Source organism: Planctomyces sp. SH-PL14 (assembly GCF_001610835.1).
Classification (GTDB): Bacteria; Planctomycetota; Planctomycetia; order Planctomycetales; family Planctomycetaceae; genus Planctomyces_A.
In genome coordinates, this window is record NZ_CP011270.1 from 6,001,593 (window position 1) to 6,022,853 (window position 21,261).

Sequence of the window (21,261 nt, forward strand, 5' to 3'; positions counted from 1 at the left end):
GAGGGAATTCCCCGCACCGTCCCTCGCTGGCGCTTCGGGCTAGTGTCGTCAGCTCGCGCTCAGCCCCAGTTCCCGCCGCATGACGAAGACCATGATCAGCGCGTAGGCCGCCAGTCCCGCCGACATGACGTGGAACACGCTGTCGAGCGATCCCCCCGCGAGCCGCACTGCGACCGCGCCGCCGACGCTCGAGATCAGGAGCCGCGTCGACGTCGCCAGGAGCGGCGGGACCATTCTTCCCCGACCCTGCGAGGCGAAGTACAGCGCGAGGCCGAGTCCGAGGCAGGGGAACGCCGGCCCGACCCGCCGCAGGTAAGACTCGCCGATCGCCTGAACCGAGGCATCCGTCGTAAAGAGCCCCATCCAGAGCTGCGGCGCAATCGCGACCGTCAGGCCGACGACGGCGCACACCGCCATCCCCAGGAGCGCGCCCGCGCGGGTGAACTGCCGGACCCGGTCCGCGCGGCCGGCACCGTCATTGGCGGCGACGAGCGGAACGAGAGCGGAGCCGATCCCGAACACGACCGGGATCAGGAGGTACTCCAGCCGCCCCGCCGCGCCGTAGCCGGCAGTCGCCGCTTCGCCGAAGGGCGCGACGAAACCGGTCAGGACCAGGACCGTGGCGTTCGTCAGGATCGTCCCGCAGCCGCTCGGGATCGCGATCCGCAGGATCTCCACCGTGTGCCGCCAGCGGGGGATCAGCATCGACCACGCCGGCCGCACGACCGAGCCCGGCCGCCACAGCGGCCGCAGCAGGGCCAGCATGGCGGCGACGTTGTAGGCCACAATCGCCGCCGCCGCTCCGGCGATCCCGAGCCCCGGAAACAGACCGGCTCCGAAGATCAGCAGCGGCGAGACCGCGAGCGTCACGACACCCCCGACCGCTCCCACGAGCGCCGGATAAGCGGCATTGCCGGTCCCGCGGAGCACGCTCGCCGCCGCGCCGAAGATCCAGAACGGCGTCGCGCTCAGGAACAGGAGGTCCGAATACCGGACCGCCGCCGCGAGCGAAGGGCCGGACGCGCCGAGTGCCCGGTAGATCGCTCCGCCGCCGAGCTGCATCGCGAGCGTGTAGGCCACCCCGATCAGGGCCGCGAGGCCGAGCGCCGTCCCGGTCAGTCCGCGGGCCTCCTCAACCTTGCCGGACCCGAGCGCCCGGGCGACCCGCGACGCGACTCCGCCGCCGTACGCGCCGGCGGAGAGCGTCGTCATCAGCATGACGAGCGGAAAACTGAGCGAGACTCCCGCCAGCGCCGAAGGACCGAGCCGGCCGATGAACGCCGTTTCGCCCGCCGAGACGATTCCCTGGAGCGACATCAGCGCGATCGTCGGGGCGGCCAGACGGAGGAGCGTCGGCAGGACCGGCCCGTCGAGCATCGCCTCCGCCGCCCGCGGCTTCGCCGGCTCGGGCCGGTCTGCTGTGGCGGCGGCGACAAACCGCTCGATGGCGGTCTCGGAAGAAACGGAAGACACCGGAGACCTCACGGGAGCAGGGCGGTGGGCCGAAGGGATTCGGCGGGATGTCGACCGCGGTCGCCGCGACTTCTCGTCACCGCGGCGCTGCGACTCGTCGTCGCCGTGCTATAATGACGGTCGACATCAATACGGCGGAATCATGATGGTCGTCATGTAACGTGTCAAGAGGGGGCCGCGGCGTCGCGGCTTGGTCCGGCGGTTCCGGACGGTGGCCGGGACCCGGAAGAGCAGGGGAGCGAGCGATGAAAGTGACCCGCGAGCAGGCGGCGAAAAACCGCGAACAGATCCTCGACACCGCCGCCCGACTCTTCCGCGAGCGGGGCCTGGACGGCATCGGCGTCGCGGACCTGATGCGGGAAGCGGGCTTCACGCACGGCGGCTTCTACGGCCACTTCGAGTCCAAAGAGGACCTGATGGCCCAGGCCTGCCAGCGGGCCTTCGAAGGGAAAGAGGAGTGGTGGAACGCGGTCCTGGAAGGCGAGAAGAAAGGCGGCCCGCTCGCCGGGCTGGCGAAGATGTATCTCACCGAAGCTCACCGCGACGCGCCGGGACAGGGCTGCCCCCTCCCCTGCCTGGCGGTCGACGTCTCGCGCCAGTCGCCGGAGGTCCGCCGCTCCTTCACCGAGGGGATTCGCCGCGCCTTCGAACGCCTGGCCTCCAAGCTGACAGGCCGTCCGCCGAAGGAGCAGCGACGAGAAGCCATCCGCGGCTGGGCGTCGGTCGTTGGAGCGATGGTCCTGGCGCGGGCGGTGGACGACCCGGCGCTGTCGGCGGAGATCCTCCGCGCGGTTCGGGAATCGTTCCAGGAGAAGTAGATGACGTGCTTCGTCATCGGCTGCGGAGGTTAAACACCAAGACACAAAGATCTCACCAAGAGCACCAAGACGTCCGCCTGCGAGATGAGCTCTTAGTGATCTTGGTGCCTCCTTGGTGCCTTGGTGTTTAACAACCCGCCCCCAAATCTCACCGGGGCCAGCTAGCGGGAGCCGGACGGCTTACGCGCCGCCTTCGAGCTGCGGGCGGTCGCGGCCGACTGGGCCGCCGCCTTCGTTCGGGCGTGCCGCTCCATCTTCTCCCGAAAATCCTGGCTCGCGCTCGGGGCGCAGACCAGCCGGAAGTCCGGGTCACTCAGGTCGCGCCCCGTGTTGCGGTCAATCAACGCCGGATCCGCAATCGTGTCGTTCCGCATATCCTTGATGACGACACTCGCCCCCTCGGGGGAAAAGTGCTTGCTCCCCCACGCCAGGAGCGCGAACAGCACCGGCTGAAAGTCCCGCCCCTTGTCGGTCAGGACGTACTCGTCCCGTGGCGGATGCTCGCTGTACCGCCGCTTCTCCAGCAGCCCGTCGTCGACAAGACCCTTCAGTCGCCGCGTCAGAATCGTCGGCGCGATCTCGAGACTCTTCTGGAACGCGTCGAACCGCGTCACCCCTTCCAGGGCGTCGCGCAGAATCAGGATGCTCCACCAGTCGCCGATCTGGTCGACGCACCGGGCGATCGGACACTCGCAATGGCCAACGCGTTTTCTCTGCATTGACAAATCTTAGCGTGTTACTATTATGATGGTAGTGACAATCGTTGGCCGGTCGCGCAAACTACGTCGATTGGCCTGCCAAACCGTCTGACCCGTGAATGTCGGAGAGGCGGCTGGACTCCCTTCGTCCGGGCCAGCATTTTCCATCGTCAGTGTTCCGCGTCCCTCGGAGGGATTCCGCCCGGTGGCGGATTTCTCACCGAACCTGTTCGTCCGTTCCGGCGTCCCGCACGCGCGGACGGCCGACCCCCTCGCTCGTTCAGGAAGAACCGGAGAGAGGAAGGCCCGGTTCGCTGTTGTGTCGACCGTCCCGCTCGACACCTTTGATTCTACACCTCGTCGGGGTAGTGACCACACATGCAGTCATTTCGTCATGCCGTCGCGTCGGCGCTCCGGAGCGGCGCTGTCGCAGCGGGACTCCTCCTGGCGGCAGGCTGCTCGCAGCCCGCGCCACCCCCGGCTCCCCCACCGGTGGAGGTCGTCTCGGCCTCCCCGGTCAAGCTCTCGATCGTCGAATGGGACGAGTACGTCGGCCGGCTCGACCCGATTGACTTCGTGGAAGTCCGGGCCCGCGTCAGCGGCTACCTCGACTCGACGAACTTCGAGGAAGGGCAGATCGTCAAGCAGGGAGAGCTGCTCTGCGTGATCGACCCCCGTCCGTTCCAGGCGGAAGTCCGCCGGGCCCAGGCCGAAGTGAACCGGGCCCAGTCGCTCGTCCGGCAGGCCAAGGCGACCGTCGGCCAGGTCGAGGCGGAGATCCAGGAAGCGCAGGCCAAGCTCGATCTCGCCAACAAGCAGCACGAGCGGTCCCGCCGGCTCGCCCAGCAGAACGCCCTCTCGCAGGACCAGTTTGACGTCACCGAGTCCGAAGTCAGCAAGACCGAGGCGAACCTCCGGGCGGTCCAGGCGCGGCTCACCCTCTCGAACACGCAGGTCGCTTCCGCCGACTCCGACGTCGCCGCCGCTCAGGCCGCCCTCGCCGTCGCGGACCTGAACCTCGAGTACACGCAGGTCAAAGCCCCGATCACCGGCCGCGTCAGCTCGCGGCATGTCACCGAGGGGAACCTGATCAGCGGCGGGCAGGCCCAGTCCACGCTGATCACGACGATCGTCTCGCTCGATCCGATCCACTGCCACTTCGACGCCGACGAGAGCTCCTACCTCAAGTACGAGCAGCTGGCCAAGGAAGGAAAACTCGGCAGCTCGCGGCAGGTGAAGCATCCGGTCTACATCGGCCTCGGCAACGAGCCGAACGCCTTCCCCCATCCGGGGCACATGGACTTCGTCGACAACCGCCTCGACCCCGAGACCGGGACGATGCGGTGCCGGGCGATCCTCGCCAATCCGGATCTCTCGCTGACGCCGGGACTCTTCACCCGCGTCCGGCTCCCCGGAAGCGGCCGTCACGAATCGATCCTGATCCCGGACTTCACGGTCAGCACGGACCAGTCGGAGAAGTACGTGTTCGTCGTCGAGGCGGACGGAAAGATCCGCCGCCAGGTGATCGAGCTCGGTCCGATCGTCCAGGGGCTGCGGGTGATCCGCAAGGGGCTCGACGGCTCGGAGAAGATCGTTCTCCGCGGCCAGCAGCGGGTCCGCCCCGGCGTCACGGTCGTCTCCAAGGATGAGGCGATCGAGCCGGTCCAGGACGGCCTGCCGACCGACAGCGACCCGGTCCCGAAGGAGAAGTGGCTCTCACGGCCCGAGCGGGAAGCCCGCCCGCCGTTCTCCGCCACCGGCGCACCGCCGATCGCGGAAGTGATCGAGACCCGCAACTGATTTTCACCGGTCCGCCCGGAGTCATCTCCCGGCGGACCTTTTTCGTCGCCGAAGCCCAGTGTTTCCCGGCGGCCACCTGGATTCCCGCGCAACCGGCCGTTCCCCGACCGTCTTTCGGTCCGGGGTTCCGCCTGCGTCTCTCCTGAGATCTGACTTCCGATGAAGTTCGCTCACTTCTTCATTGACCGCCCGATCTTCGCGACGGTGGTCTCGATCGTCACCGTGATCCTCGGCGGAATCGCCTACCGGGCGCTCCCCGTCTCGCAGTATCCCGACATTGTCCCGCCGACGATCGTCGTCCGCGCGGTCTACCCCGGCGCCTCGCCCGAGGTCATCGCCGACACCGTCGCGACGCCGATCGAGCAGGAAGTCAACGGCGTCGAAGACATGCTCTACATGTCGTCGCAGTCGACGACCGACGGCGTGATGCAGCTCACCGTGACCTTCAAGCTGGGGACCGACCTCGACAAGGCGCAGGTCCTCGTCCAGAACCGGGTCGCCACGGCTCTCCCGCGGCTCCCGGAAGACGTCCGCCGCCAGGGGGTGACGACGCTCAAGGCGTCGGCCGACTTCCTGATGTTCATTCAGCTCATCTCTCCCAAGGGAGAGTACGACCAGCTCTACATCTCGAACTACGGGCTGATCCAGGTGAAGGACGCGCTCGCCCGCGTGGACGGGGTCGGCAGCGTGATGATGTTCGGCCTTCGCGAGTACAGCATGCGGGTCTGGCTCGACCCGGACCGCATGGCCCACCTCTCGCTGACGACCGCCGAAGTTGCCGCCGCCCTCCGCGCCCAGAACGTGCAGGTCGCCTCGGGGATCATCGGCCAGCCTCCGCTGGAGAAGTCCGGCGACTTCCAGCTCATCATCAGCACCCTCGGCCGCCTCCTGGATCCGGAGCAGTTCGCAAACCTGATCGTCCGCACCGGCCAGGACGGACGCGTCATCCGGGTGAAGGACGTCGCCAAGGTCGAACTCGGCGGCCGCGACTTCTCGATGACCGGCTACCTCGACGGCATGGACTCGATCGGGATCGGGATGACGCAGCGCCCCGGCTCGAACTCGCTCGCCACGGCCGAGGCGGTCGAGACGATGATGGAGGACCTCTCGAAGAACTTCCCCGCGGGGATCGAGCACAAGATCGTCTACAACCCGACGGTCTTCGTCCGGAAGTCGATCGAGTCGGTCATCCACACGCTGTTCGAGGCGGCGGTCCTCGTGGTCATCGTCGTCCTCGTCTTCCTCCAGAACTGGCGGGCGACGCTGATTCCGCTCGTGGCGATCCCGGTGTCGCTGATCGGAACCTTCATCGCCATGGCGGCGTTCGGGTTCTCGCTCAACATGCTCTCGCTGTTCGGCCTCGTGCTGGCGATCGGGATCGTGGTCGACGACGCGATCGTCGTGGTGGAGAACGTGGAGCGGCACATCGCGGCGGGGCTCTCCCCGCGCGAGGCGTCCTACAAAGCGATGGACGAGGTGACCGCGGCGGTCATCGCCATCGCGGTCGGTCTCTCGGCGGTGTTCGTGCCGACGGCGTTCATCAGCGGGATCAGCGGTCAGTTCTACAGACAGTTCGCTCTCACCATCGCGGTCTCGACGCTGCTGTCCGCCTTCAACTCGCTGACCCTCAGCCCCGCGCTGTGCGCCCTGCTGCTGCGGCCGCACGACGCTCCGAAGGACTGGTTCACCCGCGTGTGGGACTTCCTGTTCGGCTGGTTCTTCAAGGCATTCAACCGGACCTTCGAGTGGACGACCGGCGTCTACGCCCGCTTTGTCGGCTGGAACCTCCGCAAGGCGTTCATCCCGCTCTTCCTCTACGCGGCGCTCGTGGGGATGACCGGCTGGGGCTTCAACAAGGTCCCGACCGGCTTCATTCCGGCCCAGGACCAGCAGTATCTGATCACGGTCATTCAGCTTCCCGACGGAGCCTCGCTGGCCCGGACCGACGCGATCGTCAAGCAGGCGAACGAGATCATCATGAGCCATCCGGGGATCGGCCACGCGGTGGCGTTCACCGGCTTCTCGGGGGCGACGAACTCGAACGCTCCGAACGCGGCGGCGATCTTCGTCCTGCCGACGGAAGGGAAGAACGGCGAGGCGGAAGGCCCGCCGATCGTGGACCAGATCCCCGCTCTCCAGGCGAAGCTTGGAGCGATTCCGGACGCGATGATCTTCGTCATCGGGCCCCCGCCGGTGCAGGGGCTGGGGACGACCGGCGGATACAAGTTCCTCGTTCAGGACCGCGGGGGTTACGGCACCAAGGCGCTGCAGGAGGCGACCGACAAGCTGCTGAACGCGGCCTACGCCGAGATGGCTCCCAAGAAGGACGACAAGGGGAACCCGCTGCCGGGGTCGCCTTTGACGGGGCTCTTCACGACCTACCGGGCGACGACGCCGCAGCTCTTTGCGGACGTCGACCGGGTGAAGGCGAACATGCTCAAGGTGTCGCTGACCGACATCTTCGACACGCTGCAGGCGAACCTGGGGTCGTCGTACATCAACGACTTCAACCTGTACGGCCGCACGTTCCAGGTGCTGGTGCAGTCCAAGGAAGATTTCCGCGATCAGGCGGAGGACATCCGGCGGCTCAAGACCCGCAACGCGAGCGGCAAGATGGTGCCGCTGGGGTCGGTGGTGAACGTCGAGTGGCGGAGCGGTCCGGACCGGGTCGTGCGGTACAACATGTATCCTTCGGCGGAAGTGCTGGGGGATACCGCGCCGGGGTTCAGCTCGGGGCAGTCGATGGCGGCGATTGAGCGGCTGGCCAAGGAGAACCTGCCGCCGGGGATGGCGATTGCGTGGACGGATCTGGCGTATCAGCAGCAGCTGGCCGGGAACACCGCGATCTACATTTTCCCGCTGTGCGTGCTGTTCGTGTTCCTCGTTCACTCGGCGGAATATGAGAGCTGGTCGCTGCCGCTGGCGATCATCATGATCGCGCCGGTCTGTCTGCCGTTCGCCCTTCTGGGAGTGTGGGTCCGCGGGATGGACAACAACCTGATCACGCAGATCAGCTTCGTGGTTCTCATCGGTCTAGCGGCGAAGAACGCGGTGTTGATCGTCGAGTTTGCGAAGCAGCTGGAGGAGGAGGGGCGGACGCCGTTTGACGCGGCGGTGGAGGCGTGCCGGTTGCGGCTGCGGCCGATCATCATGACGTCGTTCGCGTTCATCCTGGGTGTGTTGCCGCTGGCTCGGGCGACGGGACCGGGTTTCGAGCTGCGGCGGGTGTTGGGGACGGCGGTGTTTGCGGGGATGTCGGGGGTGACGCTCTTCGGGTTGTTCCTGACGCCGACGTTTTATCTGGTGTTGCGGAAGCTCTCGATGCGGTTCTGGGGTGGATCGTTGGGACATGGCCATCATGGTGGTCATGGAGGGCATGGGCATGGCGGTCATCCATCGCCGACGAGTCCCGCGCCGCATGGTCATGAGGCCAAACCGCCGGTCGAGGAACGTGAGCTCCAGTCGGTCTGATCCGGCCCTCCGATCTGTGTGAATCGGTGGCTCCTTCCCGTCTCGGTTTTTAGCCACAGATAAACACGGATGAACACAGATCAGACACCCGCCTCCAGGCCGAGCGCGAGCCGAGTCGGCGTCTCTGGATTAGCGGTCATTAGAGAGAATCAGTGTTCCGACTCCTCTCCTCGAAAAGAGTTCTGGAACGCTAATTTTCGCTAATGAGTTCGCACGAGCCGCTCTTCGTTTTATCTGTGTGAATCTGTGTTCATCCGTGGCTCATTCCCTCTCCGGTTTTCGGAGCGAGATGGCTACAGAAGCGAGTACAGCTGCCGGCCGTTCGTCAAGAAGATCGCCTCGACCTCCGCGTCCGACAGCCCCGTCGACATCGCCGCGACCTTGAGCGTCCGCAGCGACTCATGCCCCACGAGCGCCAGCTCGATCCGCCCATACGGCACATCCAGCTGCGTATTGGCCGCCGAGATCCAGAGAAAGCTGTCCCCCAGCGAGATACACCGCCCCCGCAGGTGCGACACCGGAAAGTCCGACCCGTACAGCACGCGCGACGGCCCAAACACCCGCAGGATCGCCTCGATCGCCCCGCTGTCCGTCACCGCCGACGTATCGAACCACACGTTCCCCAGTCCCCGCAGCGACTCGATCCCCTCGATCGTGTGATGAACATTGAACCCCCGCGCGGCGTGGGCCAGGATCAGCCGCATGTTCGGATACCGCTCGCAATACCGCCGGATCGTCTCCTGGTTCGCCCGGTCGGCGAGGGCCCGTGAGCGGACCATATGCAGCGTGATCGAAAGCCCCTCGTCGTGAGCGACCGCGACCTGCGGCTCGGGAAGATACTCCTCTATCAGGGAGTCGAACGTCGGCCGCCGCGATGAGTAGACGTGGTAGCACTTGAGGCCGACGAAGCCGCACCGCCGGACGGTCTCGCGAAGGAACTCCGGATCTTGCTGCGGCGTGATGAGCATCTGCCCCCGCGAACCGGGCCGCCGCTTCAGTTCCTCGAAGAGGAACTCGTTCTCGGCATCGACGTCGACTTGAGCATGGGGATAGGGGAAGAAGAGCCCCTCAGTCTTCCGGCCCGGCGTGATCTTCTCCATCTCCCGGTCGAAGGCTTCGCCGCCGGCCACCGGAGGCCCCGAAGCGACGAGCCCCGGTCGCGCTTCTGGAGGAAAGTGATCGGCCCGATACCAGTGGGCATGGGCATCAAAGAGTACGGGCGGAACGAAACTGTTGAGCTCACGCTGGAACAGCTCGCGGTCGAAGTCGGTGAGAGTCCAGTCGGTCATGAGACAAGGATCCAGGAGCTAGGATTCAGGATCTGGGATCTGGACATTCGTGGGTCACGCACCCGGGAGGGCGAGGCTCCCGCCGAGCCGCGAACGTCTGAAACGCATGCCAAGGCTTCCCCGAAACCCGGCGCCTGCCCCGACTACTTCACCAACCTCCGGAACGCGTCCTGCTGCGGATCGCATTCCAGCCGGCTCGGAAGCGTCCCGGAGTCGAGGGCGTCGCGGATCAGGGAAAACGTCTCGCGGGCGGCGGCGGCGGTCTGGTCGAGTTCCGCGTCTCCCTGGGCGGCATTCAGGTAGAACGAGGCGTAGCCGTGGCAGCCGCGCTTCGCCATTTCCTGGATGTAGAGCGTCGCCGCCTGGGCGCGGAGGGGCGCGTCGGCGATATCGAAATGGAGGTGCGGGTGGAGGCCGATCCCGCCGCACGACACGGGGCAGCCGGTCTCGCGGGCGATCGTATTGAGCCGCTCCTTGAGGCGGGCTCCGAAGGCTTCGAGCTGCGGGGAGACGTCGCGGCGGCGGGCTTCCCGCATCGTCGTGAGGGCCGCCGTGAGGCCGATCGTGTCGCTCCAGTAGGTGCTGGAGATGAACATCCGCGCGGCGGGCTCCATGACCTCGCGGCGGCCGGCGACGACCCCCATTGGGTAGCCGTTCGAGATCGACTTGGCGAAGACCGCCATGTCGGGTGTCACGCCGAGCCGCCCCTGCGCGCCGCCGGGGCCGTAGCGGAGACCGGCCGAGACTTCATCGAAGATCAGGACCGCGCCGTGCTCCCGCGCGAGGGCCGCGACCCCGGCGAGATAGCCGGGAGCGGGCCACTCCGAGCGGAGCGGCTCCATGATGACCGCCGCGACGGTCCCCTTGTTTGCATCGAGGAGTTCGCCGAGCGCCGCAAGGTCCCCGTGGGGGAATGGGATCGCGGTTCCGGCGAGGGCCTTCGGAACGCCGATCGGCTCGATGCCGGGGAAGAGATGGCTGTTCAGGCCGGCGCCCGCGTCCAGGTTCGCCGCCAGATACCAGTCGTGCCAGCCGTGGTAGCCGCAGAACAGGACCTTGTCCCGCCCCGTCGCGCCGCGGGCGATTCGGACCGCGATCGCGCACGCCTCGCCGCCGCACTTGGCGTAGCGGACCATCTCGGCGCACGGGATCGCGCGGCAGAGCTCCTCGGCCAGCTCGACTTCGAGCTCGTGGTTGACCGAGTACATCGTCCCCCGGCCGATCTGCTCCTTGACCGCCTCGTCGACGACCGGATCGGCGTAGCCCAGGAGGATCGCCCCGATGCCGCTGATCCAGTCGATGTACTCGAACCCGTCGACATCGCGAAACCGCGCCCCCTTGGCCTCGGCGGCATAGATCGGCGAGACGCCGTAAGCGACGCGGTTCGGCCGGCGGCTCACGAGCTGCGTCCCGCCGGGGATCAGCTCGAGCGCCCGCCGGTACAGCTCCATCGACCGCGGAATGCGCGTTGCCCGGACATCGTGAGAGATCACGATCAACTCCCCATCTGTTCTGATCTGTGTTTATCTGTGTTCATCTGTGGCTAAACAGAATGAAATTGAGCCACGGATGAACACAGATGCACACAGATAGGAGAGGCGCGAAGGGCGCCTAATGTTCAATGCCGAGCAGCGTGAGGCTGTCGCGGTGGATCATCGCCTCGATGTCTTTCATGTTGAGCCGCGGCAGGGCGGTCCCTTCGAGCATGTCGTTCATGCTCCGCAGCCCCTTGATCGTGGCGTCGACCGTCGTGAACGGGTAATCGGTCCCGAACAGGAGCTTCCCCCAGACACCGTACTCCTGGACCAGCATCAGGCTGTTGTAGAACTGCCACGGCCGGTAGTGCAGGGCGCTGATGTCCGTGTAGACATTCGGGTGCTTGCGGGCCGTGACGATGCACTCCCCTTCGTACGGGTGGCCGAGATGGGCCATGATGATTTTCGCTTCGGGGAACCGCGTCGCCACGACGTCGATGTGCCGCGGGAGCGTGCATTCGAGCGGAGCCTGGGCGATGAAGGTCGTTCCGGTATGGAGCAGGACCGGCAGGCGGTGCTCGGTGGCGTACTTCCACAGCGGATCGAGCCGCTCGTCGTCGGGACGGAAGCCGGCGTACATCGGCAGGAGCTTGATCCCCTTCATGCCGAGCCCCAGGTGCCCTTCTCGCAGCTCCCGTTCCCAGCCGGGCTGCGTCGGGTCGACCGAGAGGAACCCGACGAGCCGCGCCGGATCGGCCGCCACGTAGTCGGCGACGTACTGGTCGTCGATCCATACGCCGCTGAGCTTCGCCTTCCCGCCGAAGACGACCGCTTTGTCTCCCGCCGTCGCGGTTTTGCGGTAGTCCTCGTAGTGGACCGTCAGGTCGACCTCCATCCCGGCGCGGGCCCGCTTGGCCTGGGCGCGGAAGTCGGGGCTGAAGTGCTGGGGGTCGAGCCAGGCGTGACTGTGGATGTCGACGATCATGGGCGGGCGGAGGGGTTAAGGCGTAAGGCTTAAGGCGGAAGGTAGAGGGCGGGTCGTCAGTTGGATTGGACCGCTGCCATCAGGGCTTCGAATCGGCGGTCGACTTCGCGGCGCGTTTCGTCGTCAAGGTGGAAGCCGACCGGGCCGCGGACGCGGGTGCTGGTGAAGACCCCCTGTTTGACGAGGAGGTGCTTTTCGACCGCCAGGAACCCGTCGAGGCCGCACTGGAGCGAGACGATGTCGGTCAGGAGCGAGCCGATGCGGGTGACGCGGGCCTCGTTCCCCGCTTCGAGGGCTTTCCAGAGGGCGATGATGGCGGTGATCAGGTCCGCCCCGGGCATCGTGCCGACGATTCCCCGGCGGTAACTATCGACGAGGGCGATGCCGCCCGAGCCTTCGAAGACCTTCGCTTCGCCCTTCGTCGCGTCGCGGAGGGCGGAGAGCCGCGGGCCGATGGGGGTCGCCTCGGGTTTGAAGAGAATTCGCTCGCTGCCGTATTCGCCGAGAAGATCAGCCAGCATCCCGATCGGGAGCGGACGGCCAACGTAGCCGCTGGCATCTTGGACGATGAGCGGAATGCTGGTCGCCTTCAGCAGAGCTCGGAAGTAAACGAGGAGGTCCGCGGGATCGCAGGCGGTGGCGACCGGCGGGATCGCCATCATGGCGGTCGCGCCCGAGCGTTCGGCGTGTTCGGCGTGGCGGATCGCGACGCGGGTGCTCTCCGCTCCGACGCTGATGACGACCTGCCCCCGCTCGCGGCCAAAGCCGCACGCCTGCCGGGCCAGCTCGTCCCGCTCCTCGCTGCTGAGCCGGAGCGTCTCGGAGACCATCGCCATCACGATCCCGTCCGCCCCCTGGTCATACAGCCAGGCGATCTCGCGACTGAGGGTCTCGAAGTCGATCGACTCGTCGTCGTGAAGCGGGGTCTGAAAGACCGGGAGAATTCCTCCCGGAGCAGTCCGTGGCATAACTCTCATCCTCTTAATTGTCTCGTCGGAATTTGCTGACGGCTGAACGCGCCCAGCTTCACGTCAACTGCCCCCGCGTATCCACAACCGACCGCACCGGCGGCCGGTCGCCGCCGATTGTCCAGAACGCCTCCTGCAGGTTGACGCAGGGGCAGATGTGGTTGGGGATCACGGTCAGCCGCTCGCCGAGCCGCGGCGGGCGGGGGCAGCGGGAGACGTCGATCTGGCCGTGCTCTTCGCTGAGGGCGGTGATCTTGGCTTCCGGGTAGTCGACGACGTAGCCCTGGCCGGAGTCGAGGGCCGGGATGCAGCGGTCGGCGGCGAGGGTCTTTGCGCCGGCGTCGATCACGACCTGCCCGGGGACGGCGGTGCTGACGACCGTGCAGACGACGCGGGCCGCGCAGTCGTCCCAGTCGCAGTAGCCCCCTTCGACGGTGTTGCGGTCGTTGAAGATCGACGTCCCCGGCCGGATCTCGGTGAGACCGGGGCAGTGGTGCGAGCGGTACGCGGTCGGGGTCGAGCCGCCGGAGACGATCGGGGCAGCGAGGCCGCTCCCCTCCCAGAGGTCGAGCGTCTCGGTCAGCAGCGCGCCGACCGCGGCGAGCCGCTCCGGCTGCGACTCAATGGTCCCCCAGATGTGGCCGGGGTAGCAGAAGAGACCGTCGAACCGGACCCCGAGCGTGCGGTCGACATGCTGCGCGAGAGCGAGAGTCTCCCGCGGCGTCGCGACCCCGGTCCGGTGCAGGCCGACATCGAGGTCGACGAGGATCCCGAGCGTGGTCCCTTCGGTTCGGGCTGCGGCCGCCAGGGCGTCGATCCCGTCCGTCGAGTCGACCGCCACGCGGACGGTCGCGTTTCGGGCAAGGCGGGCGAGCCGCGGGGCGCGGTGCGGGTCGAAGGCGGGATAGGCGACAAGGATGTCGCGGTGGACCTCGGCCATCCGCTCCGCCTCGCCGACCTTGGCCGCCGTCAGACCGACCGCCCCCGCCTCGACCTGAAGCGTGGCGAGAGCTTTCGACTTGTGCGTCTTGGTATGCGGCCGGACGCCCAGGTTGTGCCCGGCGGCATAGGCGGCGAGCTGCGCGACGTTCCGCCGGGCGCGGCCGAGATCGACCACAAGGCACGGAGTCGCCAGCTCGAGCGTCCGCTCGATCCAGTCGGAGGTCGTCGGGAGATCGGGGGCAACATTCATGGAGGTGCGGGTCTCTATCGTGAGCCGTTCAACGGCATCCCCGGGAGGGCGACGCTCCCGCGGAGCCGCGAACGTCGGACCAGTGTCGATTCGGATGATGCCTCTCCGGCCCGAATGGGCCAACCGTTCATCCAGCCAGGGCCACCGGCCCTGGCTGGTCCGGTGGGCATCCTGCCGGCCCAACGGGCCAATCGTTCGTTCCCGATCGAACGGGGAACCGAACGGCCGGCCCTTCAGGCCTATCGTCTCTCATTCTGCGATGGGTTCCAGGGCCGATAGCCCTGGCTGGGGGAACGACTGGCCCTTTGGGCCGGCATGCTCGGGAACGGAGGGAAGGCGTCCATGGTCACCAACTCGTCCACCCGCCGTCGATGACGAGGTTCTGGCCGGTGAGGTAACTGCTGGCGTCGCTCGCGAGGAACACGACCGCCCCCTTGAGCTCCTCCGGCGTCCCCATCCGCCCCATCGGCGATTTGTCCCTCAGCCGCGTGACGAGTTCCGCCGGGGCCTTTTCCGAGGGGAACGGGCCGGGGCTGAGGCAGTTGACCCGGACGTGGTCCTTCGCCCAGTAGACCGCGAGGTGGCGGGTCATGTGGACGATTCCCCCCTTGAGGGCGTGGTAAGCGACGGGACTCGCCCCGCAGATCCCTTCGTAGGTCTCCGGGTAGGAGGCGACGAGGCCGTACATCGACCCGAGGAGGACGATGCTGGCGGGACGGCCGCGGGCGACGGCGTGGTCTCGCAGGTGACGCGACAGGGCAAAATAGCCGGTGGCGTTGGCGAGGTGCCTCGTGAACGCCTCAGGGGTGACTTTGGTCCAGTCGAGGCCGAGGGGATCGTGGGCGTTGTTGACGAGGATGTCGATCCGGCCGTGGCAGGCGCGGGCCGCCTCGAAGCCGGCATCGATCGACGCGGGGTCCATGTGGTCGAGCGCGATCCCGTGATGCCGCTGCTCGCCTCGGACCGGAAGCGTCTCGGCGAAGGCTTGCGCCTTGTCGGCCTCGCGACTCGTCAGGACGACGTGGGCCCCCGCCTCGGCGAGGGCCCGGCACATCGCGCCGCCCAGGTGGCCGCAGCCGCCGGTGAGGAGCACGACGCGGCCCGTGAGGTCGAAGAGCTGCGGGATCGTCCGTTCCGGCGTCATCGCTTCCTCCACTCGACCGGAGGGAGCGACAGAGCAATCAGCGACTGGGCCGCCCGGATCCGGACGTCGAGGCCGGGATCGTCGAGCAACTGGACCAGCCGCGGCCGGTGCTCGAAAGCCCGGGCGTGGCCGACATGCTCCGCGGTCGAGGCCCGGATCCCGGGCTCGGTCGACTCCAGGCCGAGCGTCTGGTCTTTCCTGGCCTGGGCGTCCCCGAGGCAGGCGAGAGCGTTGACGACGTTCGCCCGGGCCAGCGGATCGGTCTCCCGCTCGAGCTGGCGGCGGAGCATCGGAACGTCGTCCGCCGTCCCCAGCCGTGCGAGGGCGAAGCAGACCGTGTTGCGGACGAGCTTGTCGTCCGAAGCGAACTTCGTCCGGAGCGACTCCAGAGCGTTGCGGCTCCCGAGCCGCGCCAGGGCGGCAGCGGACATGAGCTTGAGCGGGACGATCTCGTCCTGCGAAAACGCCTCCGCCAGCCCCGGTCCCTCGGCTGGAACGCCGAGCTTGTACAGGCTCTCGGCGGCGTGGATCCGGCCGTTCGACTTCGTGTCGACCAGGATCGCCTGGAGGACCGGCAGCGGAGTGGCATCGCCGGCCCGGACGATCTCGCGGACGAGACCGCAGCGGCGCTGGTCGTTCGTCTCGTGCGGCAGCTTGTCTTTCAGCGCCGCCACGACCTCGCTCCCGCGGCCCGCCAGCGTCAGCGCCTCGGCGGCGTGCATCGACGGCCAGAACTCGTCCGAGGCGAGCCCCGTCCGGAGGATCGCGAGGCACCGCGCCCGCTCGTCCGCCGTGACCTCGACGGTCTTCGGGGCGGGAGCCTCGGCGCGAACAGGCGTGCAGACGGCTGGTGCCAGCATCAGGGTCAGTCCCAGGAAGGTTCCGGTGAGCTGTGCTGAGAAGAAGGCGGGGCGTCTCATTTGGCCACCCCCATCTCGCGGTGCTGCGCGGAGGCGGACTGGAGATACCGCTGGAACGCGGCCTCGTCCCGCTGGCAACTCTCCCCCTGGAAGACCATCGCGAAGCTGCGGCGATGGCGGGTCGACGAGCGGTTCGCGTCGGCGCGGTGGATCGTGTCGCCGTGATGGATCAGAAGGTCGCCCGGACGGGCGAAGATCGCCGCTTCGGCCGCATGGTCGTCGGGGCCGTAGTCGGAAATCCCCTGCGAGAAGCCGAGGGTCTTCGTGCGGCTGTGCGGCCGGATGCCGCGAAGGTGCGAGCCGGGAATGTACCGCAGGCAGCCGTTCTCGGCGTCGACGTCGTCGAGCGCGAGCCACATCGTCAAGACCCGCGGCGGGGCGAAGCAGAAGTAGAAGTTGTCCTGGTGGGCGGGGGTCGGGTGTTCGGTTCCCGGCGGCTTGTTGAACCACTCGGCCCCCTGGGCGAAGGCCGATTCCCCAAGGAGATTCTCCGCCGTCGACTTCCAGAGCGGGTCGGTCTTCAGCTCCGCGAAGAACGGGTCCTGCTGCATCCGGTTGAGCTGCTTGAGCGTCTCCGGGCGGGCCCGATCCTCGTAGAAGGCATCCCCCTCCGGCAGCCGCGGGACGATCTCGGCGATGTAGCGGCCGATGTTCTCCTGCAGCCGGGCGAGGCGGTCGCCGGTGAGGAAGCCGCGGAGGACCACAAAGCCTTTGTCGTCGTATTCCGCCTTCGCGTCCTGTGGACTCATGCTGGGGATCCTGATGAGGGAATGGTTTGCCAGGCACCGGTCCGGGCGCTTTCGAGGATCGCCCGGTTCACATGGAGAGTCTGCTGCGCTTCATCGAGCGAACACCGCGCCGGGGCTCGGCCGTCGAGGTAGTCGAGGAACTGGTTTGCCTGGGTAATGAACAGCGTGTCCCGCTCCAGCGGCGGGAGTGACTCGTCCCGCCAGTCGGTCCCGGGCTCGACCTGCCACCGCCAGCGGTGGTTGTGGTACTCGAACCGGACGGTTCCCTTCTCGCAGGCGATCGTGATCGTCGACTCGTTGGGGGCCTGATGCTGGTTCAGCGTGAAGCTGCCGAGAATGTTCCCGTGGCGGGTCAGGACGTGGACCGTGTCCTCGACCGTGACTCCCGGCAGGGCGAGGTGCGCGGCGTCGGCCACGAGCCGCGTCACCGGGCCGACGAGCCACTCGACCGCGTTGACCATGTGGGTCAGGGCGTCCTGGACCGCGCCGCCGCCGGTCTCGTGCTTTGTGTAATAGGTCTCGCGATAGGCCGGCCGGTAGAACGGAAAATTCTGCCCCGAGACCGTGACGACCTGCAGCGGCTGGCCGAAGCGTCCCGAATGGAGCGCCTCCCGCATTGCCGAGAGGACCGGGTGGGCGCGGTAGACATAGGCGACCGCGACCCGCGCCGGCCGTTCGCGGACGACGGAACTGAGCTCCGCGACTCCCTCCGTCGTCACGGCCAGCGGTTTTTCGATCAGGACTTGGCAGCCCGCCTCGACCGCCTGCCGCGCCATCCGGATATGGAGGTTCGCCGGCGTGGCGATCACCGCCGCCGCGGGACGGGCCGCGAGGGCCTCGTCCCAGTTCGTGTACGCCCGCGTGATCCCGTACCGCTCGGCGACCGCCCGGCACTTCTCCCGGTCGAGCTCGCACAGCGCGACCTCGACCCGGCCGGTGCCGAGGAAACAGCGGGCATGCCGCTCGCCGATCGAGCCGGCACCGGCAATCAGGACGGTCGGTCGCGGGGACGGGCTCGCGATCACTGCATCTTCTCCAGATAGGACGCTTCAGCCGCCAGCCGGTTGTCGAACGTGAACCCGAGCGGGGCGTACTGCTGCTGGATCTTCTCCATCCCCAGCTTGACCATGATCAGGTCCGCCCCGTGGCAGATGAACGTGGCCCCCAGGTCCATCAGCTTTCGCGTGTGCTCCGGCGTGCCGCTGACGGTGCCCCACGCCTTGCCGGCATTCTTCGCCGCGCGGGCCAGGGCTGCGAAGGCGTCGGTGATGATCGGGTGGTCGAACTGGTACGGGATCCCGGCGATGACGCTGAGGTCTCCCGGGCCGAGCATCAGGACGTCGACCCCCGGGACCTTGGCGATGGCGTCGACCGACTCCAGGGCCCGCGGCGATTCAATCTGCGTGATGACGAGCGTGTGCTCGTTCGCCGCCCGGAGGTACTGCTTCATCGGCATCGCGCAGTACGGGTTGTCGCCGTTCGCGCCGTCGACCCCTCGCTCACCCAGGGGCGCGAACTTGGCCCACTTCACGAGTTCGGCCGCCTCCTCGGCGGACTCGCACCGGGGGTACATGATCCCCTGCGCTCCCGCTTCGAGGATCCGCCCCATCCGCATGAACTCCCCCTTGGCGGGGCGGGCGATGATGTCCGACGTCCCGACGCGGGCGGCCCGCATGAGCGTGGCGGCGGTCTCGTCGCTTGTGGCGTGGTGTTCGAGGTCGAGCCAGATCCCGTCGAAGCCCATCAGGCTCGTCAGCTCATAGACGCTGGGGTCGATGAAGTGACAGCAGGTGATGAGGGCGGGCTCGCCTTTGATCAGCTTGGCTTTGACGCGACTGAAACGCATTGCGGAGACTTTCGGGCTGAATTCCGGGAACAGCAGGAACGAGCGGCGCGCGATTCTCGTTCCTGGCGGGCCAACGTGCACGCCTCGCGGGAGGCCGTCCTAGGGAACGAACTGGAAGGAGTAGAGGTCCACGTTCTCCAGCGCGAACCGCAGCCGGACCGGCTGGTTCGTCGCGGCCGACACGTCGCTCTTTCCCTTCCACTGGACCACGGCATCGATCGCGTCGCCCGTCAGCGGCGTGCAGTCTTCGAGGGCGAAGCCCGGCAGCGGCTTTCCTTCGGCGTCCTGAAGCTCGACCCGCAGGCGGCCCCCCTCGCTTCCCTTGAGGTTGAGCGACAGCTCCCGGCCCACGACGGTCAGCGGATGCGTGACGACTTCGCCCGCTTGCGCCCCTGCGTGGAGCGACACGAAGCCGTCCGCGCGGAACGTGAACCGGCGGAGGCGGCTCCCCGGGCCGGCGTAGTAGGCCTCGGTCCCGTAGACCGTGAGCTCCTTGTCGCCTGGAAGCTGCAGGAGGCCGTAGGTCATGTAGTTGCTGCGGTTGCCGTCCCGGTCCTGCGGGGCGGTAATCGGAATCAGCGGCTCGGACCACTTGTGGAAGTGCATTCCGTCGCGGCTCGTCATCAGGATCGGCTCGACCTGCTGGTTCTTCGGCTGGAAGCGGGTCGGGAAGCCGACATAGAGCTGCGGAGCGCGGGCGTACGGCTGGATGGCGTTCGTGTAGAGGTGCTCGGCCGGGCCGTCGATCTCGAGCGGAACCGGGTCGGTCCAGTGGATGAAGTCATCGGAGGTCGCGGTCAGAACGTCCCGGACCTTGTTGCGGAAGAAGCGGTGGTAGCTGACGTACTTGCCGCGGTTGGGATCCCAGAAGGCGAGGTTCTGCGAATCGAAGGCCCCCTTGGTGATGACCGCCTCGGGCTGCATCTGCGTCCAGTGGATGCCGTCCGGCGAGTGAAAGGCCCGCAGCCCCGGCCGTTCCCCGGCCAGGGCCTTGTACTGCGACTCCGGCGGGCACTTCGGGTTCTGGTCGCGGAAGACCGTGAAGTTGTGCGTCGTATCGTCCTTCGCGGCCCAGACGATGTTGTTCTCCTTCGATCCACCAAACTCGAACAGGCCGAGCTTGGGCTTCGTCCAGGTCAGGCCGTCGCGGCTTTCCGCGTAGCAGGTCACCTCGGGGTGCGTCGACTTTTTGGTCGCCTCATCGAAGTGCGCCCCGCGGTAGTACATCCGGTACAGGTCGCCGTCCTGGAAGATCGTGTAGTAGGCGGAGATGTTCCCTTCCCACGGCGCGTCGCAGACCAGGGCCACGTCCCGCGGGACCGGCTGGTGCATCTGAAGCGAGACGTTCGACTTCGAGGCGATCAGCTCTTCGTCGACGAACAGTTCCCGCTGTGAACCGACCTTCTTCGCTTCGCCCAGGCTCGGCTCGATGACCGCCGCCTTCGCCAGGTAGATGTTCGTCTTCCCCTCGTGCGACGAGTAGTAGCTGACCCACACGACGCCGTCGTGAAGGACCAGCCCCGCGTAGCTCGTGTCGCCGCCGGAGGGGAGGGGAAGGGCCTCCTTGATGGTTCCCTTCTCGACGTCGACCCAGCAGAGCGACGTCCGGGCCTTGACGTCATAGAGCCGCACGCACGCCAGGAACTTTCCGCTGGGGAGCTGGATCATGTGCGGGCCGCCGATCTTGACCCCCAGATCCTTCCACTCCCAGTCCTTATAAGGAGGCTTCGCGATCCCCAGCAGGCCGCTGCTTTTCGCCGCGCCGTCACGGCGGAGGAGGCAGTAGGCGGTGTCGCCGGCGAAGACGATCGAGGACTCGTTCGGATAGTTCCCGTCCACGAGCCGCGAGACAGCGGTCGTGAACGTCTTGCCGTCGGTGCTCTCGTAGAGCCGGGCGAACTGGTCGGTCTTCACGACGCTGTAGCCCAGGCCGTACGCCTTGTCTTTGTGCCACGTCGTCCGCCACAGCCACAGGTTCTGGTCGCCGATGTCGTGCTGCGGCGTCCAGGTCCGGCCGTCCTTCGAGAACCAGGCGAGGGACTGGTGGGTGAACTTGGACTTGTCGTGCATCGCCTCGGCCCCGGTCAGCATGAGCTGGCCGTCGGGCGTCACGACGATCTTGGCGTCGCGGAGGTCGGAGTCGGGCGAGCTCAGGAGCGCCGCCGATTCCCAGGTCTGGCCGTCCTTGGAGGCCAGGACCCGCAGGGAGCCGTCGGGCGAGACGTGCCCTTTCCCTTCGCGGAAGACGCAGAACCATTCGTCCTTGAAGCGGACGAGGTCGGTGAAGGCGTTGTGCGGGGCCTTGTCCCAGATCTTGCGGACCTCAAGCAGCTTGAGGCTGTCGTCGGCGGTCGCGGCGCTCGCCACGGCGAAAGCCGCTAAGAGCGTAAGCAGGAAGCGCTTCATCGGTTCTCCTGAAGAGGCGAGCCATTC

Annotated in this window: 16 protein-coding genes; 3 read left to right on the plus strand and 13 right to left on the minus strand. The window is 67.3% G+C overall.

Annotated features, from left to right (window positions below; all coding sequences use genetic code 11):
• Window positions 1-48: 48 nt before the first annotated feature.
• Entirely contained in the window at window positions 49-1,473 is a 1,425-nt protein-coding gene (locus VT03_RS23040; protein WP_082846453.1) for an MATE family efflux transporter, read from the minus strand.
• Window positions 1,474-1,718: 245 nt separating this feature from the next.
• Here VT03_RS23040 and VT03_RS23045 point away from each other — a divergent pair, with 245 nt between their 5' ends.
• Complete coding sequence (locus tag VT03_RS23045; RefSeq protein ID WP_075095179.1) at window positions 1,719-2,291, plus strand: TetR/AcrR family transcriptional regulator; 573 nt, start codon at window positions 1,719-1,721, stop codon at window positions 2,289-2,291.
• Window positions 2,292-2,452: 161 nt separating this feature from the next.
• On the opposite strand, the gene VT03_RS23050 is transcribed toward VT03_RS23045, so the two are convergent.
• The gene (locus VT03_RS23050; RefSeq protein WP_075095180.1) at window positions 2,453-3,010 is read right to left on the minus strand and encodes a winged helix-turn-helix transcriptional regulator; all 558 of its coding nucleotides are present in this window, start codon (window positions 3,008-3,010) and stop codon (window positions 2,453-2,455) included.
• Between the two features lie 357 nt (window positions 3,011-3,367).
• Here VT03_RS23050 and VT03_RS23055 point away from each other — a divergent pair, with 357 nt between their 5' ends.
• Window positions 3,368-4,789 (plus strand): efflux RND transporter periplasmic adaptor subunit, encoded by a 1,422-nt coding sequence (locus VT03_RS23055; protein WP_082846454.1) that lies wholly within the window; start codon window positions 3,368-3,370, stop codon window positions 4,787-4,789.
• A gap of 159 nt (window positions 4,790-4,948) precedes the next feature.
• Complete coding sequence (locus VT03_RS23060) at window positions 4,949-8,260, plus strand: efflux RND transporter permease subunit (protein ID WP_082846455.1); 3,312 nt, start codon at window positions 4,949-4,951, stop codon at window positions 8,258-8,260.
• Window positions 8,261-8,553: 293 nt separating this feature from the next.
• On the opposite strand, the gene VT03_RS23065 is transcribed toward VT03_RS23060, so the two are convergent.
• From VT03_RS23065 to VT03_RS34355, 11 genes are all read right to left on the minus strand, one after another.
• Window positions 8,554-9,549: an amidohydrolase family protein gene (locus VT03_RS23065; RefSeq protein ID WP_075095181.1), complete on the minus strand. Its 996-nt coding sequence runs from the start codon at window positions 9,547-9,549 to the stop codon at window positions 8,554-8,556.
• A 143-nt stretch (window positions 9,550-9,692) separates the two neighbouring features.
• Window positions 9,693-11,042 (minus strand): aspartate aminotransferase family protein, encoded by a 1,350-nt coding sequence (locus tag VT03_RS23070; RefSeq protein ID WP_156514706.1) that lies wholly within the window; start codon window positions 11,040-11,042, stop codon window positions 9,693-9,695.
• Between the two features lie 118 nt (window positions 11,043-11,160).
• Window positions 11,161-12,009: an amidohydrolase family protein gene (locus VT03_RS23075; RefSeq protein WP_075095182.1), complete on the minus strand. Its 849-nt coding sequence runs from the start codon at window positions 12,007-12,009 to the stop codon at window positions 11,161-11,163.
• A 56-nt stretch (window positions 12,010-12,065) separates the two neighbouring features.
• Window positions 12,066-12,977, minus strand: coding sequence for a dihydrodipicolinate synthase family protein (locus VT03_RS23080; RefSeq protein WP_075095183.1), 912 nt, complete (start codon window positions 12,975-12,977; stop codon window positions 12,066-12,068).
• Between the two features lie 58 nt (window positions 12,978-13,035).
• Window positions 13,036-14,169, minus strand: a complete 1,134-nt coding sequence (locus VT03_RS23085) for an alanine racemase (protein ID WP_075095184.1) — start codon at window positions 14,167-14,169, stop codon at window positions 13,036-13,038.
• A gap of 346 nt (window positions 14,170-14,515) precedes the next feature.
• Window positions 14,516-15,313 (minus strand): SDR family oxidoreductase, encoded by a 798-nt coding sequence (locus VT03_RS23090; RefSeq protein WP_075095185.1) that lies wholly within the window; start codon window positions 15,311-15,313, stop codon window positions 14,516-14,518.
• Window positions 15,310-16,233, minus strand: coding sequence for a HEAT repeat domain-containing protein (locus tag VT03_RS23095; protein ID WP_075095186.1), 924 nt, complete (start codon window positions 16,231-16,233; stop codon window positions 15,310-15,312). Before VT03_RS23095 ends, VT03_RS23090 begins: the two co-directional genes overlap by 4 nt.
• Entirely contained in the window at window positions 16,230-16,982 is a 753-nt protein-coding gene (locus VT03_RS23100) for a phytanoyl-CoA dioxygenase family protein (RefSeq protein WP_075095187.1), read from the minus strand. Before VT03_RS23100 ends, VT03_RS23095 begins: the two co-directional genes overlap by 4 nt.
• Complete coding sequence (locus tag VT03_RS23105; RefSeq protein WP_075095188.1) at window positions 16,979-18,007, minus strand: Gfo/Idh/MocA family protein; 1,029 nt, start codon at window positions 18,005-18,007, stop codon at window positions 16,979-16,981. Before VT03_RS23105 ends, VT03_RS23100 begins: the two co-directional genes overlap by 4 nt.
• Window positions 18,004-18,828: an HpcH/HpaI aldolase family protein gene (locus VT03_RS23110; protein WP_075095189.1), complete on the minus strand. Its 825-nt coding sequence runs from the start codon at window positions 18,826-18,828 to the stop codon at window positions 18,004-18,006. Before VT03_RS23110 ends, VT03_RS23105 begins: the two co-directional genes overlap by 4 nt.
• A gap of 99 nt (window positions 18,829-18,927) precedes the next feature.
• Complete coding sequence (locus VT03_RS34355) at window positions 18,928-21,234, minus strand: exo-alpha-sialidase (protein ID WP_197489057.1); 2,307 nt, start codon at window positions 21,232-21,234, stop codon at window positions 18,928-18,930.
• Window positions 21,235-21,261 lie beyond the last annotated feature (27 nt).